Here is a 16,078-nt window from a genome sequence, read left to right on the forward strand (position 1 = left end):
ATTGCCGGTCGCGCCAGTACGTCCACCGGTGGCCCCGGACCCCGACCTGCGGGGTCCGGGGCCACCGTGCTGTCCGGGGGCGTTCCCGGTGGATTGCGGGGGGATCGTGCTGAAAGCCCGAAGAGGGGTACCCCGCACGAACGCCCCGAAAGTCTGTGCGCCATAATGCTTGTGAATGTGAACGCGTTCACAAGCGTGTCACGGTTCGTCCCGTGATTGACGGGATTAACAGGGCAAGCTGCCGCTGTGACCACGGCGACCTAAGGAGAAGACGACGTGGACCTAGCTCTGGCGCCGGAGACCCTGGCGCGATGGCAGTTCGGTATTACCACCGTCTACCACTTCCTCTTCGTCCCCCTGACGATCTCGCTCGCCGCGCTCACCGCCGGCCTGCAGACCGCCTGGGTCCGGACGAGCAACGAGAAGTACCTCAGGGCTACCAAGTTCTGGGGCAAGCTCTTCCTGATCAACATCGCCATGGGTGTGGTCACCGGCATCGTCCAGGAGTTCCAGTTCGGAATGAACTGGTCCGACTACTCACGGTTCGTCGGCGACATCTTCGGCGCACCGCTCGCCTTCGAAGCGCTGATCGCGTTCTTCTTCGAGTCCACCTTCATCGGGCTGTGGATCTTCGGCTGGGACAAGCTGCCGAAGAAGATCCACCTCGCCTGTATGTGGATGGTCTCGATCGGCACCATCCTCTCCGCGTACTTCATCCTGGCGGCCAACTCCTGGATGCAGCACCCGGTCGGCTACCGGATCAACAAGGAACGCGGCCGCGCCGAGCTCACCGACTTCTGGCACGTGCTCACGCAGAACACCGCGCTCACCCAGTTCTTCCACACCATCACGGCGGCGTTCCTCGTCGGTGGCGCCTTCATGGTCGGCATCGCCGCCTTCCACCTGGCGCGCAAGAAGCACATCCCGGTGATGCGGACCTCGCTGCGGGTGGGCCTGGTCACGGTCGTGATCGCCGGACTGCTCACCGCGGTCAGCGGCGACCTGCTGGGCAAGGTGATGTTCAAGCAGCAGCCGATGAAGATGGCGGCGGCCGAGGCGCTGTGGGACGGCCAGAACTCGGCGCCCTTCTCGATCTTCGCGTACGGGGATGTCAGCAAGGGCCACAACTCCGTGGAGATCTCGATCCCGGGGATACTGTCCTTCCTCGCGGACGACGACTTCAACTCGTACGTCCCCGGCATCAACGACATCAACAAGGCCGAGCAGGAGAAGTTCGGGCCCGGCGACTACCGGCCGAACATTCCCGTCGCCTTCTGGAGCTTCCGCTGGATGATCGGCTTCGGGATGGCGTCCTTCGCCCTCGGCATCCTGGGGCTGTGGCTGACCCGGAAGAAGTTCATGCTGCCACCGGGGATGCGTACCGGTGAGGACGAAGTGCCACATCTGGTCCTGTTCAAGAACAAGGCGCTGAGCCCGAAGCTCACCAAGCTCTACTGGATCGTCGCGCTCTGGACCCTGCTCTTCCCGCTGATCGCCAACTCCTGGGGCTGGATCTTCACCGAGATGGGGCGTCAGCCCTGGGTCGTCTATGGCGTGCTCCAGACCCGTGACGCGGTCTCCCCCGGTGTCTCGCAGGGCGAGGTCTTCGCCTCGATGACCATCTTCACCCTGCTCTACGCGGTGCTCGCCGTGATCGAGGTCAAGCTGCTCGTGAAGTACATCAAGGCCGGACCGCCGGAACTCACGGAGGCCGACCTCAACCCGCCCACCAAGATCGGCGGTCATGACGAAGACGACGCCGACCGGCCGATGGCCTTCTCCTACTGAGAGCAGAGGAGCTGAGAGATGGAACTCCACGACGTCTGGTTCGTGCTCATCGCCGTCCTCTGGATCGGCTACTTCTTCCTGGAGGGATTCGACTTCGGGATCGGAGTCCTCACCAAGCTGCTGGCCCGTGACCGCAAGGAGCGGCGGGTCCTGATCAATACGATCGGGCCCGTCTGGGACGGCAACGAGGTCTGGCTGCTCTCCGCGGGAGGCGCGACCTTCGCCGCCTTCCCGGAGTGGTACGCCACGCTGTTCTCCGGCTTCTATCTGCCGCTGCTGATCATCCTGCTCTGTCTGATCGTGCGGGGTGTCGCCTTCGAGTACCGCGCCAAGCGGCCCGAGGAGAGGTGGCAGACCAACTGGGAGAACGCGATCTTCTGGACCTCGCTGATCCCCGCACTGCTGTGGGGCGTGGCGTTCGGGAACATCGTGCGCGGCGTGAAGATCGACGCCGACATGGAGTACGTCGGCAACTTCTGGGACCTGCTCAACCCGTACTCCCTCCTCGGCGGGCTGGTCACGCTCTTCCTGTTCACCTTCCACGGCTCGGTGTTCGCCGCGCTCAAGACGGTCGGGGACATCCGGGAGCGGTCACGCAAGCTCGCTCTCAAGCTGGGCCTGGTCACCGCGGTGCTCGCGCTGGGCTTCCTGGTGTGGACCCAGGCCGACAACGGCGACAGCTGGAGCCTGCTCGCGATGATCATCGCCGTGGTGGCGCTGGTCGGTGCGATCGGCGCCATCGCGGTGGGGCGCGAGGGCTGGTCGTTCGCACTTTCGGGCGTGACGATCACGGCGGCGGTCGCCATGCTCTTCCTGACGCTCTTCCCGAACGTCATGCCGTCCTCGCTCAACGACGCCTGGAACCTCACGGTCACCAACGCCTCGTCCACCCCGTACACCTTGAAGATCATGACCTGGTGTGCCGGGATCGCGACGCCCGTGGTGCTGATGTACCAGGGGTGGACGTACTGGGTGTTCCGCAAGCGCATCGGTACGCAGCACATCGCCGACGCGCACTGACGTACGCGCGTGTACGTGTACGTGTCGTCGCGCACTGAGCCCTCTGGGAGATGTTTCACGTGAAACCGATCGACCCGCGCCTGCTCCGGTACGCCAGGGCCACCCGCTTCTTCCTGGCGGCCGTGGTGGCACTGGGACTGGTCGGTGCGACGCTGGTGATCGCCCAGGCCATGCTCATCGCCGAGGTGGTGGTGGGCGGGTTCGAGGACCGTATGACGGTCTCCGCACTCCGCACACCACTGCTTCTGCTCGCCGCGGTCGCGCTGGGCCGGGCGCTCGTCGCCTGGCTCACCGAGCTGGCCGCGTACCGGGCGAGCGCGGCGGTCAAGTCCGAACTGCGCGGCCGGCTCCTGGAACGGGCCACGCGGCTCGGCCCGGACTGGCTGAGCGGGGAACGCACCGGCTCCCTGGTGGCGCTGGCCACCCGGGGGGTCGACGCCCTCGACGACTACTTCGCGCGCTATCTGCCGCAGCTCGGGCTCGCGGTGGTGGTGCCGGTGGCGGTCCTGGCCAGGATCGTCACCGAGGACTGGGTGTCGGCCGCGATCATCGTGGTCACGCTGCCGCTCATTCCGCTCTTCATGATCCTGATCGGCTGGGCCACCCAGTCCCGCATGGACCGTCAGTGGCAGCTGCTGTCCCGGCTCTCCGGGCACTTCCTGGACGTGGTCGCCGGGCTGCCGACCCTGAAGGTCTTCGGACGGGCCAAGGCCCAGGCCGAATCGATCCGCACGATCACCTCTCAATACCGCCGGGCCACCATGCGGACGCTGCGGATCGCGTTCCTGTCCTCCTTCGCCCTGGAGCTGCTGGCGACGCTGTCGGTGGCGCTCGTCGCCGTCACCATCGGGATGCGGCTGGTGCACGGGGAACTCGACCTCTACACCGGGCTGGTGGTCCTGATCCTCGCGCCCGAGGCATATCTGCCGATCCGGCAGGTGGGGGCGCAGTACCACGCGGCGGCGGAGGGACTCTCGGCCGCCGAGGAGATCTTCTCGGTCCTGGAGGCCGAGCCGCCGGCCGCCGGCACCGGGGCCGTCCCCGCGTCGCTGCGGCTGGAGCTGGAGGATGTGACGGTCCGGCACGGTGGCCGTGGCGAACCGTCGCTCGACGCCGCGTCCCTGGTCGTGGAGCAGGGGGAGACCGTCGCCCTGGTCGGTCCGAGCGGCGTCGGCAAGTCCACGCTCCTCAATGTGGTGCTGGGCTTCGCGGTGCCCGACGAGGGGCGGGTGCGGGTCGGTGGCACCGACCTCGCCGACCTCTCCCCCGAGCGCTGGCGCGAACGGATCGCCTGGGTGCCGCAGCGTCCGCACCTCTTCGCGGGCACGATCGCCGAGAACGTGCGTCTGGCCAGGCCGGACGCGGACGACGACGCCGTGGCCACGGCGCTGCGGGACGCCGGAGCGTACGACTTCGTCGCGGAGCTGCCCGAAGGGGTCCGGACACCGCTGGGAGAGGACGGTGCCGGGCTCTCGGCCGGTCAGCGCCAGCGGCTCGCCCTCGCACGGGCGTTCCTCGCCGACCGGCCGCTGCTGCTCCTCGACGAGCCGACCGCGAGCCTGGACGGCGAGACGGAGGCGGGCATCGTCGAGGCGGTCGGGCGGCTGGCGGCCGGGCGGACCGTGCTGCTGGTCGTGCACCGTCCGGCGCTGCTGGCGGTCGCCGACCGTGTGGTGACGCTGGAGCCGCGTGAGCACACCGAGCGGGCCGCCACGGCCGCCGACGGAGAGCGGGACGCCTCGGTAGCACCGTCGCAGCGTCCGGCCGGTAAGGAACCGTTCGCCGCCGGTGACCCGGTGGACCTTCCCGAGCCCGCGCTGCTGCGCGAGACCGCCCCCCGGTCCGGGGGCCGGGTGCTCGCCCGCGTCCGGGAGGCCGCCGGTGCGCAGCGCGGTCAGCTGGCGCTCGCCCTGTTGCTGGGCAGCCTCGCCGTGGGCTCGGCCGTCGGGCTCATGGCCGTCTCCGGATGGCTGATCTCCCGCGCCTCCGAACAGCCGCCGGTGCTCTATCTGATGGTCGCCGTCACCGCGACCCGCGCCTTCGGCATCGGCCGGGCCGTCTTCCGCTATGCCGAGCGCCTGGTCTCCCACGACGCGGTGCTCAGGATGCTCGCCGAGCTGCGCGTGGCCGTGTACCGCGGGCTTGAGCGCATCGCGCCCGCGGGACTGCGCACGACGCGCCGCGGCGACCTGCTGTCCCGGCTCGTCGCCGATGTGGACGCGCTGCAGGACTACTGGCTGCGCTGGCTGCTGCCCGCGGGGACCGCGGTGCTCGTCGGAACGGCCGCCGCCGGATTCACCGCCTGGCTGCTCCCGGAGGCGGGCGTGGTGCTCGCCGTCGGGCTGCTGCTCGCCGGGGTGGGCGTACCGCTGGTCAGCGGCGCCTGCGCCCGGCACGCGGAGCGTCAACTCGCGCCCGCCCGTGCCGAGCTGGCCACCCGTGTCACCGATCTGCTGGGCGGAACGGCGGAACTGACCGTCGCCGGGGCGCTGCCCGCCCGCCATGCCCGGGTGCGTGAGGCCGACGGCCTCCTCACCCGGATCGCCTCCCGGGCGGCGACCGCGACCGCGCTCGGCGGTGGACTCTCCGCCCTGATCTGCGGGCTCACCGTGGTGGCCGCCGCCCTCGTCGCCGTACCCGCGGTCTACGACGGACGGCTGGAGGGAGTGGAGCTGGCGGTCGTGGTGCTCACCCCGCTCGCCGCCTTCGAGGCCGTGACCGGACTGCCCCTCGCCGTGCAGTACCGCCAGCGCGTCAGGCGCAGCGCGGAGCGGGTCCACGAGGTGCTGGACGCCCCCGTACCGGTGCGGGAACCCGAGAGCCCGGCCGAGACGCCCGCCTCACCCTTCCCGCTGGAGGTACGGGGCCTGACGGCCCGGTACGCGGGGTCGGGGCGGAACGCCCTGGAGTCCGTCGACCTGACGCTGGTGCCCGGACGGCGTGTCGCCGTCGTCGGGCCCTCCGGCGCGGGCAAGACGACGCTGGCCCAGGTCCTGCTCCGCTTCCTGGACGCCCGGGAGGGCACGTACCGGGTCGGTGGAGTCGACGCCTGCGCGCTGGAGGGGGACACGGTTCGCGCGTTCGTCGGGCTGTGCGCCCAGGACGCCCATGTCTTCGACAGCTCCATCCGCGAGAACCTGCGGCTGGCCCGTACCGGGGCGACCGACGCCGAACTGCGCGAGGCCCTGGCCGGAGCCCGGCTGCTGGACTGGGCCGAAGGGCTGCCGGACGGACTGGACACCCTGGTGGGCGAACACGGAGCGCGGCTCTCGGGCGGCCAGCGCCAGCGGCTCGCGCTGGCCCGTGCGCTGCTCGCCGACTTCCCCGTCCTGGTCCTCGACGAGCCCGCGGAACACCTCGACCTGGCAACGGCGGACGCCCTGACCGCGGACCTGCTGGCGGCGACCCGGGGACGTACGACCGTGCTGATCACCCACCGCATCGAAGGGCTGGACGCCGTCGACGAGGTGCTGGTGATGGACGCGGGCCGGGTGGTGCAGCGTGGCCCGTACGCCGCGCTCGTGGCGCAGGAGGGGCCGCTGCGCCGGATGCTGGAGCGCGAGCGGGAGACGGTGCGCGAGAGCGTCGGGGAGCCCGCACGGAAGTCCGTGCCGGTGGTGGAGGCGTCCAAGGAGGAGCCGTCCATGCAGGAGGCGTCCGCGGAGGAGGCGTCCATGGCGGAGGCGTCCGTGGCGGAGACGTCCGTTCGGGCAGGGGCCTGAGGGGAGTTCCGACTTTCGTTGCCAATCGGTACTAATTAGGCTCGGTGCATGCCAGAGCAGGACCCGAAGGACTCACTCGAAGCCGCGACGCAGGCCACCCGCAGCCTGCAGGGCCTCTCCACCGAGCTCACCGCCCGTGTCCCGCAACTGCTGGAGGCGATGCGTTCCGTCGGCACGGGCCTGGAACTGCACTCCACGCTCGACCGCATCTGCGAGACGGCGGCCGAACTCGCCCACGCCCGCTACGCCGCCATCGGCGTCGTGGACGAAGCGGGTGAAGGGCTCTCCGACTTCGTCACCTTCGGGGTTCCGGACGAGGTGGCCCGGGAGATCGGGCGCCGCCCCGACGGGCACCGTGGCCTTCTGGGCGCGCTGATCCACGATCCTGTCCCCGTCCGGCTGGCCGATCTGACGGCCGATCCCCGGGTCGCCGGATTCCCGCCCGGCCATCCCCGGATGCGGACCTTCCTCGGCGTGCCCATCCGCGTACAGGGAGAGATCTTCGGCAATCTCTATCTGACCGAGAAGCACGACGGGGGCGAGTTCAGCGACTACGACCTGCACATGGTGCGGGTGCTCGCCACGGAGGCGGGGATCGCCATCGGCAACGCCCGCCTCTACGAGGCGGCGCGGCAGCGCGAGCGGTGGATCGACGGCTCGGTGGCCGTGACCACCGCGCTGCTCTCCGGTGGCGACGCCGACGACGCCCTGGCCGTCGTCGCCGAGCAGGCCCGCCATCTCGCCGACTCCGCCGCCGGAATCGTGCTGCTGCCCGCCGAGGAGGGCGGTCTGGAGATCGTCGCCGTCTCCGCCGACGACCCCTCCGCGGCCCTCGGTGTGATCATTCCGGCGGAGAGCACGGTGGTGGCGGCCCTGCTCGACGGTGACGCGGTGTTCATGGACGACTCGGCCACCGACTCCCGCATGATCACCAGGCTGGCCGGCCGGTTCGGCCCCAGCATGATGCTGCCGCTGCACAGCGGGGGCCGGGTCCTCGGCGCGCTGGCCACCCCACGGGCCCGGGGCGGGCGTCCCTTCACGGAGACGGAACGGACGCTGGCCACCCAGTTCGCCTCCCAGGCGGCGCTCGCGCTGATGATGGCCGAAGCACAGCGGGACCGGGAACGGCTCGCCGTCTACGAGGACCGCGACCGGATCGCCCGCGACCTCCACGACCTGGTCATCCAACGGCTGTTCGCCACCGGGATGATGCTGGAGAGCGCGCAGCGCCGGTCGGAGGTCCCCGAGGTGCAGACCGGCGTCGGCCGGGCGGTCGACGAACTGGACGTGACCATCCAGGAGATCCGTACCGCCATCTTCGCGCTCCAGCAGGAACCGGCCGAGGCCCCGTCGGGACTGCGCACCCGCGTGCTGCGCGAGATCAACATGGCGGCGGTCCCGCTGGGCTTCAAGCCGTCGCACCGCTTTCTCGGCCCCGTCGATTCACTCGTCGGTGAACTCACCGGGAAGAACCTCATCGCGGCCCTGCGCGAGGCGCTGTCCAACGCCTTCCGGCACGCGAACGCCTCCCTCATCGACGTGGTCGTCGACGCGACGGCCACCCTGCCGGACGGGCGCGACGCGGTACGCCTCTCGGTCGCCGACGACGGGGTGGGCATTCCGCAGGACGGGCGCCGCAGCGGACTGCGCAACCTGGCCCGCCGTGCCGAGTCCCTGGGCGGGGCGAGCTGGTTCGGCCCGGGGATCGGGGAGGACGGCGGTGGTACGACGGTGGTGTGGGAGGCCCCGCTCTGACGGTCGGGGGGAGTAGGCCGACCGGCCGTACGACGCCTCGGGGTCCCGGGAATCGTGGCGGCCGGGGGCGACGATCCGAAGATGCGTTCCGCCGCACTGTGTCGCTGTCGCTGTCGCTGGCGTCGCCGTCGCCGTGACCGACTCGTCGTCCTGCTGGTCTGTGCTCTGCTCGTCCTGCTGACGTTGCCCGCCGTGCCGGGAGCCGACGCGATGGCCGCCGAAGGGGAGCGGCGTCCGCGAACTGCCGGTCCTCCGGGTTCTTCAGGTTCTCCCGGTTCTTCGGGTCTTTCGGGGCCGCCCGGTGTTTCCCGTGCTCCCGGTCCGTCCGGCCCTTCCGATCCCCGGCCCGGCGCGGGTGCCGTGGTCGCCCGGCTGTACGAGGAGGCCGCCAGGGCCACCGAGGCGTACGAGCGGGGCAGGCGCTCCGCCGCCGTGCAACGTGCGACGGCGCGCCGTTACGAGAGACGGCTCACGGCGCAGCGGCGGACCCTCGCGGCTGTTCGCTCGGACCTGGGTCGGGTCGCCCGCGCCCAGTACCGCGGCGGCGGAGGCGGCCTCTCGTACGCCGCTCGGCTCCTGCTCGCCGACGACCCGGACGAGCTGTTGCGCGGGCACCGGCTGGCCCGGCAGGCGGAGCGGGCGGTGGCCCGGCTGCTGGAACGGGCCCGGAGCGCCGAACGCGACCTGGCCGCAGGCGAGCGGCGGGCCCGGCGGGCCTGGCACGAACTGGAGGTACGCACGATCCGGCTGGCCGCCGTCAAGCGGGGCATCGCGGCCAGGCTGGAGTCGGCCCAGTGGCAGCTCCAGGGGGAGGCGGACCGCAGCGTGGCGGCCGGGAAGTGCTCGGGGGCCGTACGTGTCGAGCGGCCGGGCGGCCCGGCCGACGACCGGAGCTGGGTGACACCGGTGGAGACGTACGAGCTGTCGGCGGGGTTCGACAGCGTCGGCGAGCACTGGACGCGCCGGCACACCGGGCAGGACTTCGCCGTGGACATCGGCACGCCGGTGCGTTCCGTCGGGGCGGGCCGGGTGGCCTCGGTCTCCTGCGGTGGCGCGTTCGGCATCGAGGTACTGGTGCGGCATACGGGCGGCTACTTCACCCAGTACGCGCATCTGGCGGGCGTCACCGTGGACCAGGGGGAGCGGGTGCGGGCGGGTCAGTGGGTGGGGCAGTCGGGCACCACGGGAAACTCCACCGGCCCGCACCTCCACTTCGAGGTCCGGCTCACCCCTCAGCTGGGTTCCGGCGTCGATCCGGCACGCTGGCTGCGCGAGCACGGCGTGCGGATCTGACGGGTCCGGGCCGACGGGCAGTGGCCGTTTCTCCGCCCCAGGCCCGGACGGGCGACGTCAGCGGGCGGCGAGGATCCGTTCGATGACGACCGCGACGCCGTCCTCGTTGTTGGTGAGCGTGGTGCCCGACGCGGCGGCCACGGCCGCCGGGTGGGCGTTGCCCATCGCGAACGAGGCACCCGCCCAGCTGAGCATCTCCACATCGTTGGGCATGTCACCGAAGGCCACGACCTCGGCGGGCGAGATGCCGCGCCGCGCACAGCAGTCCGCGAGCGTGCTGGCCTTGGAGACCCCGAGCCCACTGACCTCCAGGAGCGCGGAAGGGCTGGAGCGGGTGAAGGAGGCATGGTCCCCGGCGGCCGTACGGGCCAGCGCGAGGAAGTCGTCGGGGGCGAGCTCGGTGTGGTGGGCGAGGATCTTCAGCACGGGGGCACCGGCGCCCGGCGCGTCCTCGTGGAGCAGCTTCTCGGCGACGGCCACCGTGGCACCCGGGTCCAGGTGGAACGGCGGGTAGGCCGGTTCGTAGTTGATGCCGGTGGTCAGTTCGACGGCGAAGGAGGTGCCGGGGGCGCGTTCACGCAGGGTGCGGATGACGTGGAGGGCGGCGTCGCGCTCCAGGGGGTGGACCGTGAGCAGCTCGCCGTCGGCACGCAGGTCGGCCACCGCCGCACCGTTCGCGCAGATCGCCAGGCCGTGGCTGTGGACGTGGTCGCTCACCACATCCATCCAGCGGGCGGGCCGGCCGGTGACGAAGAAGACGTCGATCCCGGCCTCCTCGGCGGCGGCGAGGGCGGCGACGGTGCGGTCGGACACGGTCTTGTCGTCGCGCAGCAGCGTGCCGTCCAGGTCGGTGGCGATCAGCCGGGTCAGGGCAGGCAGAGGCGAATCGGTAGCTGAGGTCACCGCCTCATTCTCGCGTACGAAGGTGCACGGGCGTGCGCAGGGGCGCACATCTGAGGATGCGCGCCCCTGAGCTGCGGAACATCCCTCCGGCATATGCCGGAAATGAGCCGCTGTGCTGATCAGCCGAGCTGGGCCAGCGCGTCGGTGGCGATCTGCTCGAAGACCTTCTCGTCCGCCGCGAAGTCCGATTCCTGGACCGGCCAGTGGAGCACGATCTCGGTGAAGCCCAGCGCGAAGTGGGTTCCGGCGAAGTCGACGAACGCGTCGAGCGACTCCAGCGGGCGGTCCGGGGTGAAACCGGTGAGCAGGACCTTGTCCAGTTCCGCCACGTCCCGGCCGACGCTCTCGCAGGCGGCGCCGAGCTTCGTGAACTGGCCGCGGATGGCTGCCACGGACTCCTCGGGGGTCCCGGTCTCGAACACCTTGGGGTCGCCGGTGGTCACCCACGCCTGGCCGTACCGCGCGGCGAGCCTCAGCCCGCGCGGGCCGGTGGCGGCGACCGCGAACGGCAGCCGGGGGCGCTGTACGCAGCCCGGAATGTTCCGGGCCTCGTTCGCCGCGTACAACTCGCCCTCGTACGTCACCGAGGGCTCGCGCAGCAGCTTGTCGAGGAGCGGCACGAACTCGCCGAAGTGGTCCGCCCGTTCGCGCGGAGTCCACGGTTCCTCGTCGCTCCGGCGCAGGGTCGTGGCGTCGAATCCATTGCCACCCGCGCCGATCCCCAGCGTGATCCGTCCGCCGGAGACATCGTCCAGGGTGATCAGGTCCTTGGCGAGCGTCACCGGATGGCGGAAGTTGGGCGAGGTGACGAGGGTGCCGAGACGCAGCCGCTCGGTGGCGGCGGCCGCCGCGGTCAGGGTCGGAATCGCACCGAACCACGGACCGTCACGGAAGGTCCGCCAGGACAGGTGGTCGTAGGTGTAGGCGGCGTGGAAGCCAAGCTCCTCGGCGCGCTGCCAGACCTGACGGCCTTCGGTCCAGCGGTAGATGGGCAGAATGACAGTGCTCAGACGCATGGCCCCGACGATACGGCCGCGGCCGCCGATACGCGTGGCGGGCATCCCCGACAGGTGGTGCCGCCGGTCGCCCCGGCGGGACGCCGTAGCCGAGCCCGGCCGGTACCTCCCCGCGCAGGTGTACGGCGCCGGGCTGTCGGGCGGCGTTCGCGCCGCGTCAGCCGGGCAGGCGCAGGAACTGCGGCGGGACGGCGTCCGTGAGCCAGACCCCGTTGGCGCTGACCCGGAACGTATGACCCGCACGGTGCATCGCCCCCGCGTCCACGGAGAGGACGACGGGCCGCCCGCGGCGGGCGCCGACACGCGTCGCCGTCTCACGGTCGGACGACAGGTGCACATGGTGGCGGTCCATGGGCAGCAGACCTTCGCTGCGGATCGTGTCCAGCACCCGGGCGACGGTGCCGTGGTAGAGGTACGCGGGCGGCTCGGCAGGCGGCAGGCCGAGGTCCACGGCGACGGTGTGGCCCTGATTGGCGCGGATCCGCTCTCCGTCCACCGTGAAGCGCTGCTTGTCGTTGGCGGCGACGACGTGGTCGAGTTCGGCACGGGTGACGGCGAAGCCGTTGCGCGCCGTCGCCCGCAGCAGCTCGTCGACGGCGACCCAGCCGTTGGCGTCGAGGGTGATCCCGATGCGCTCGGGCCGGTGCCGGAGATGCTTCGAGAGGTACTTGGACACCTTCACGGTGCGGGCTTCGTCCATCACGTCAGAGTGCCCGTGACGCGTGTCCCGGTGCATCCGGATTTCATGCGAAGTTCGCGGCAGAAATTTCCTTCCCCAGGTTTGATCCACAGCCAACTCGGGTTATCCACAGGCAATTTGATGATTCTGTGGACAAGTGGACTGCGGTTTAGTCCATTTGATCAACTTTCCTAGCTTCTGCGTGAGATGAGGCAAGTGCGTCCAATGTCCTGGCCTGCACCTCACGTTCGGCAGCGGCCGTGACGAAGGCCGCCACGTTGTCCCGGCCAACAAGGTCCTGGACAGCCTCCATTGTGGCGGCGGGCAGGAGCACCGGACGGGGCTGACCGTTGATGAACGACTCCTCGGTCCCGAGGTGGTGGTGCAGGTGGCGGGTCGCGAAGGTCCGCATCGCCCGCGCCAGTTCGGCGTCCACCGTCTGCTGGGCGAGCGGCCGGAGCCGTCGCACCATGGAGGCCGCCTCCGCCGCGTCGGAGTCCGTCGGGGGACGGTGGCCGAGGTAGCGGGCGAAGACATGCTCGGTGGTGAACTCCAGGAAACGTGCCGCTATGTGCTCGACCTGGCCGCGAAGTTCCCGCAAGTGAGCGGAGATTGCGGGCAGGGGGACACCGGCGGCGTGCAACTCGACCGCCACGGCCAGCTCCTGGGGGCTCGGTACGAGGAATTCGTCGTCCCGGCCCGGGACGCGTTCCAGTACCCCGAGCTCCACCGCCTCCGCTACCGCTTCGTCGTCCTGGGCACCGCCGAACCTGACATCGAGCTCGGCCCGGGAGATCCGGTCGGCCTCCTCGTCCGTCCACGGCCCGTGCACCTCGGCGACCAGCCCGAGCACTCCGCCGAGACCGCGCCCCGCGTCCCATGCCTCCAGCAGCTCCTTGATGCTGGCCAGGGTGTAGCCGCGGTCCAGGAGATCGGCGATCTGCCGCAGCCGGGCCAGATGCGTCTCGCGGTACACATTGGCCCGCCCGCGCCGCTCCGGTGTCGGCAGCAGCCCGCGGTCCTGGTAGGCACGGATCGTGCGGACGGTGGCGCCGCTCGCATGCGCCAGATCCTCGATCCGGTACTCGGCGCCGGCCCGGCTGCCCGTGACGGCGCGGGCGCCCGGTTCCGTCCGGCTGCCCGCAGCCGTCCCGGCAGCCGGCCGTGCCCGGTCCTCCGTCGCCGAAGACACGCTCGGCCCGCTCACAGCGGCGGCTTCAACCGGGCGATCCCGCGCAGCACCCCGGGGCTGATCCTGGACAGCAGCCGGGCGCCCCGGGCCTCCGGCGTCACCGGTACCACCGCCTGGTTGCGCACCACGGCCTTGAGGATGGCGTCGGCGACCTTCTCCGGCGGGTAGTTGCGGAGCCCGTAGAGCCGGCTGGTCCGCTGCCGGAGGCGCTTCTCCTCCGCCGCGTCGGCCCCCGCGAAGTGCGTGGTCGCGGTGATGTTGGTGTTGACGATGCCGGGGCATATCGCGCTGACCCCGATCGATCGCTCCGCCAGCTCTGCCCGCAGGCATTCGCTCAGCATCAGCACGGCCGCCTTGGACGTGCTGTAGGCGGGAAGTGCCCTGGAGGGCTGGTAGGCCGCCGCGGAGGCCGTGTTGACGATGTGGCCGCCCTGCCCGCGGTCGGCCATCTGCTTGCCGAAGACGCGGCAGCCGTGGATGACCCCCCACAGATTGACGTCCAGGACGTTCTTCCAGTCCTCGCTGGTGGTCTCCAGGAAGGAGCCCGACAGCCCGATCCCGGCATTGTTCACCAGGACGTCGACGATTCCGTACTCCGCGGCGACCTTCTCCGCGAGCTTCTCCATCGCCTGTTCGTCGCTCACGTCGACGGCCTCGCCCCAGGCGGCCGGGGCGCCGATGAGCCGGGCCATCTCCGCCGTCCGGGCAGCCCCTTCGGCGTCACGGTCCACGGCCACCACCCTGGCACCCGCCTCGGCGAAGGCGAAGGCGGTGGCCCGGCCGATGCCGCCCGCCGCGCCCGTGATCAGGACGAGCTGTCCGCCGAACCGGTCGGCGTACGCCCCCTTCGCCACCGTGTCCTGCACCGGCATGCCCTCCCGGCGGGCCGTCTCGTTCGCCGCGACGAACTCACTGACCCAGGACGCCAGCTGGTCCGGCCTGGTGCGCGGTACCCAGTGCTTGGCCGGCAGGGATCGGCGTACCAACTGGGGTACCCAGTGCTCCAGTTGGTCGTAGAGCTTCTCCGAGAGGAAGATGTCGCCGGTCGGCGTGATGAGCTGGACCGGTACATGGGCGTAGGCGTCGGCGCGCGGCCTGCGCAGCCGGGCGCGGACATTGTCGCGGTAGAGCCAGGCGCCGTGTGCCGCGTCGTTCGGCAGGGAGGCCGTCGGATAGTCGCCCGCGGGCACCTTCTCCATCCGCTCCAGGATCCGGGGCCACCGCTTGCCCAGCGGCCCGCGCCAGGCGAGCTCCGGCAGGACCGGCGTATGCAGCATGTACACGTACCAGGACTTGGCTCCCTGGCCGAGGAGCTGGCCGACGCGCCGGGGGGTCGGGCGGGTCATCCGCTGTTTTATCCAGTGCCCGAAGTGGTCCAGGGAAGGGCCGGACATCGAGGTGAAGGAGGCGATCCGGCCCTCCGTGCGCGTGACCGTGGCGAACTCCCAGGACTGGACCGAACCCCAGTCGTGGCCCACCACATGCACCGGCCGGTCCGGGCTGACCGCGTCCGCGACCGCCAGGAAGTCGTCCGTGAGCTTCTCCAGTGTGAAGCCGCCGCGCAGCGGCTTCGGCGCCGTCGACCTGCCGTGCCCCCGCACGTCGTAGAGCACGACGTGCCATCGCTCGGCCAGCCGCACGGCGACGTCCGACCAGACCTCCTTGCTGTCCGGGTAGCCGTGCACCAGCACCACGGTCGGCTGCTTCTCGTCGCCCAACTCGGCCACGCACAGCTCGATTCCGCCGGTGCGGACCCAGCGCTCACGCGCTCCTGACAGATTCACGCCGCCACCTTCTCCTCGGCCCAGCGCCGCACGTGCGGCAGATCGTCGTCCAGCCAGAAGGCGCTCTCCTCGGGGTCCCGGGAGTCGGTGACGACCAGGATCTCCTCGAACTTGGCGCCCGTACCCCGGAATCCGAGGTGGGGTTCCACCGCCCACAGTCCGGGCCGCGGTGGATGGTCGGAGAAGCTGTACGGACTCCACAGCGGCGACCAGCCGTCCCGGTGTCCGTGCAGCGCGTCGCTCAACAGGCCCTTGAGCGACTGGGTTCCGAACCCGAGGACATGGGGGGACCAGCGGCGTTCTTCCACGCGGTCCACCTTGTGGGCGATGACGCCGAAGGGGTAGGCGCGGTGCCGGTTCGCGTAGCCCTGTCTGATCATGAGGCCTTCCACGTCCTCGTAGATCGCGCGCAGCGAGCGGCGTTCGCGCACCTCGCGCAGGATCAGGTCGCGATGGGCTTCCAGATCGGCCAGCAGCTTGTCGTGCAGGGGGCTCAGACCGAGACAGCCGGAATACCCGATGTCCGCCGTGAATCCCTTGTACACCGGGGCCATGTCGAGAATGAACGGCATTCCCGGCTCCAGCTTCCGGTTGGTGGGGAAGAACTGCAGCGGCACCTTGAAGCCGGCGAACGCCGTACGGTCCCCGAACCAGGCGAAGGGGAGATGGAACCAGTCCCGCACCCCCCGCTCGCGCAGCCACTCGCGCTGCATCCGCGCCGCCTCGCGCTCCGTCACGCCCGGCCTGAGCTGGCCCGCGACCGCCTCCGCGCAGTCGTAGGCGAGGCGCTGCACCTCTCTGAACCCCTGGAGCTCCAGGGCTGTTGCGTCCTTCACCGCCGAGGCCATGCCGTGCCACCGTCCGTTCCCTGCCGTGTGCGGTACGTGCCCGTAACGTGACACTGATGAATGTGACAATGTCCAGCG

General features: G+C 70.8%; 11 protein-coding genes. 5 read left to right on the forward strand and 6 right to left on the reverse strand.

Annotated elements, in window-relative coordinates; translation table 11 throughout:
- Nucleotides 1-276 precede the first annotated feature (276 nt).
- The 5 genes from OG251_RS19960 (at nucleotide 277) to OG251_RS19980 (ending at nucleotide 9,578) form a co-directional block, all read left to right on the forward strand.
- On the forward strand, nucleotides 277-1,788 hold the full coding sequence (locus tag OG251_RS19960; protein ID WP_326678466.1) for a cytochrome ubiquinol oxidase subunit I: 1,512 nt from the start codon (nucleotides 277-279) through the stop codon (nucleotides 1,786-1,788).
- A gap of 18 nt (nucleotides 1,789-1,806) precedes the next feature.
- The gene (gene cydB / locus OG251_RS19965) at nucleotides 1,807-2,808 is read left to right on the forward strand and encodes a cytochrome d ubiquinol oxidase subunit II (protein ID WP_326678467.1); all 1,002 of its coding nucleotides are present in this window, start codon (nucleotides 1,807-1,809) and stop codon (nucleotides 2,806-2,808) included.
- 59 nt (nucleotides 2,809-2,867) lie between these two features.
- On the forward strand, nucleotides 2,868-6,530 hold the full coding sequence (gene cydD, locus OG251_RS19970) for a thiol reductant ABC exporter subunit CydD (protein ID WP_326678468.1): 3,663 nt from the start codon (nucleotides 2,868-2,870) through the stop codon (nucleotides 6,528-6,530).
- Between the two features lie 48 nt (nucleotides 6,531-6,578).
- On the forward strand, nucleotides 6,579-8,285 hold the full coding sequence (locus OG251_RS19975) for a sensor histidine kinase (RefSeq protein WP_326678469.1): 1,707 nt from the start codon (nucleotides 6,579-6,581) through the stop codon (nucleotides 8,283-8,285).
- An 81-nt stretch (nucleotides 8,286-8,366) separates the two neighbouring features.
- On the forward strand, nucleotides 8,367-9,578 hold the full coding sequence (locus OG251_RS19980) for a M23 family metallopeptidase (RefSeq protein ID WP_442818349.1): 1,212 nt from the start codon (nucleotides 8,367-8,369) through the stop codon (nucleotides 9,576-9,578).
- A gap of 57 nt (nucleotides 9,579-9,635) precedes the next feature.
- On the opposite strand, the gene OG251_RS19985 is transcribed toward OG251_RS19980, so the two are convergent.
- The 6 genes from OG251_RS19985 to OG251_RS20010 all read right to left on the reverse strand — a co-directional run bounded on the left by OG251_RS19985 (nucleotide 9,636) and on the right by OG251_RS20010 (nucleotide 16,000).
- The gene (locus OG251_RS19985) at nucleotides 9,636-10,481 is read right to left on the reverse strand and encodes a Cof-type HAD-IIB family hydrolase (RefSeq protein WP_326678470.1); all 846 of its coding nucleotides are present in this window, start codon (nucleotides 10,479-10,481) and stop codon (nucleotides 9,636-9,638) included.
- A gap of 119 nt (nucleotides 10,482-10,600) precedes the next feature.
- Complete coding sequence (locus OG251_RS19990; protein WP_326678471.1) at nucleotides 10,601-11,497, reverse strand: LLM class flavin-dependent oxidoreductase; 897 nt, start codon at nucleotides 11,495-11,497, stop codon at nucleotides 10,601-10,603.
- Between the two features lie 157 nt (nucleotides 11,498-11,654).
- Nucleotides 11,655-12,197 carry an RNA 2'-phosphotransferase gene (locus OG251_RS19995; RefSeq protein ID WP_326678472.1) on the reverse strand — a complete coding sequence of 181 codons (543 nt, stop codon included), beginning with the start codon at nucleotides 12,195-12,197 and terminating at the stop codon, nucleotides 11,655-11,657.
- A 148-nt stretch (nucleotides 12,198-12,345) separates the two neighbouring features.
- Nucleotides 12,346-13,254: a MerR family transcriptional regulator gene (locus OG251_RS20000; protein WP_326681324.1), complete on the reverse strand. Its 909-nt coding sequence runs from the start codon at nucleotides 13,252-13,254 to the stop codon at nucleotides 12,346-12,348.
- 125 nt (nucleotides 13,255-13,379) lie between these two features.
- Nucleotides 13,380-15,152, reverse strand: a complete 1,773-nt coding sequence (locus OG251_RS20005) for an SDR family oxidoreductase (protein ID WP_326678473.1) — start codon at nucleotides 15,150-15,152, stop codon at nucleotides 13,380-13,382.
- Nucleotides 15,149-16,000 (reverse strand): M24 family metallopeptidase, encoded by an 852-nt coding sequence (locus OG251_RS20010; protein ID WP_326678474.1) that lies wholly within the window; start codon nucleotides 15,998-16,000, stop codon nucleotides 15,149-15,151. The genes OG251_RS20005 and OG251_RS20010 overlap by 4 nt, the downstream gene beginning before the upstream one ends.
- Nucleotides 16,001-16,078: the final 78 nt, after the last annotated feature.

Source organism: Streptomyces sp. NBC_01237 (genome assembly GCF_035917275.1).
In the GTDB taxonomy this organism is placed as follows: Bacteria; Actinomycetota; Actinomycetes; order Streptomycetales; family Streptomycetaceae; genus Streptomyces.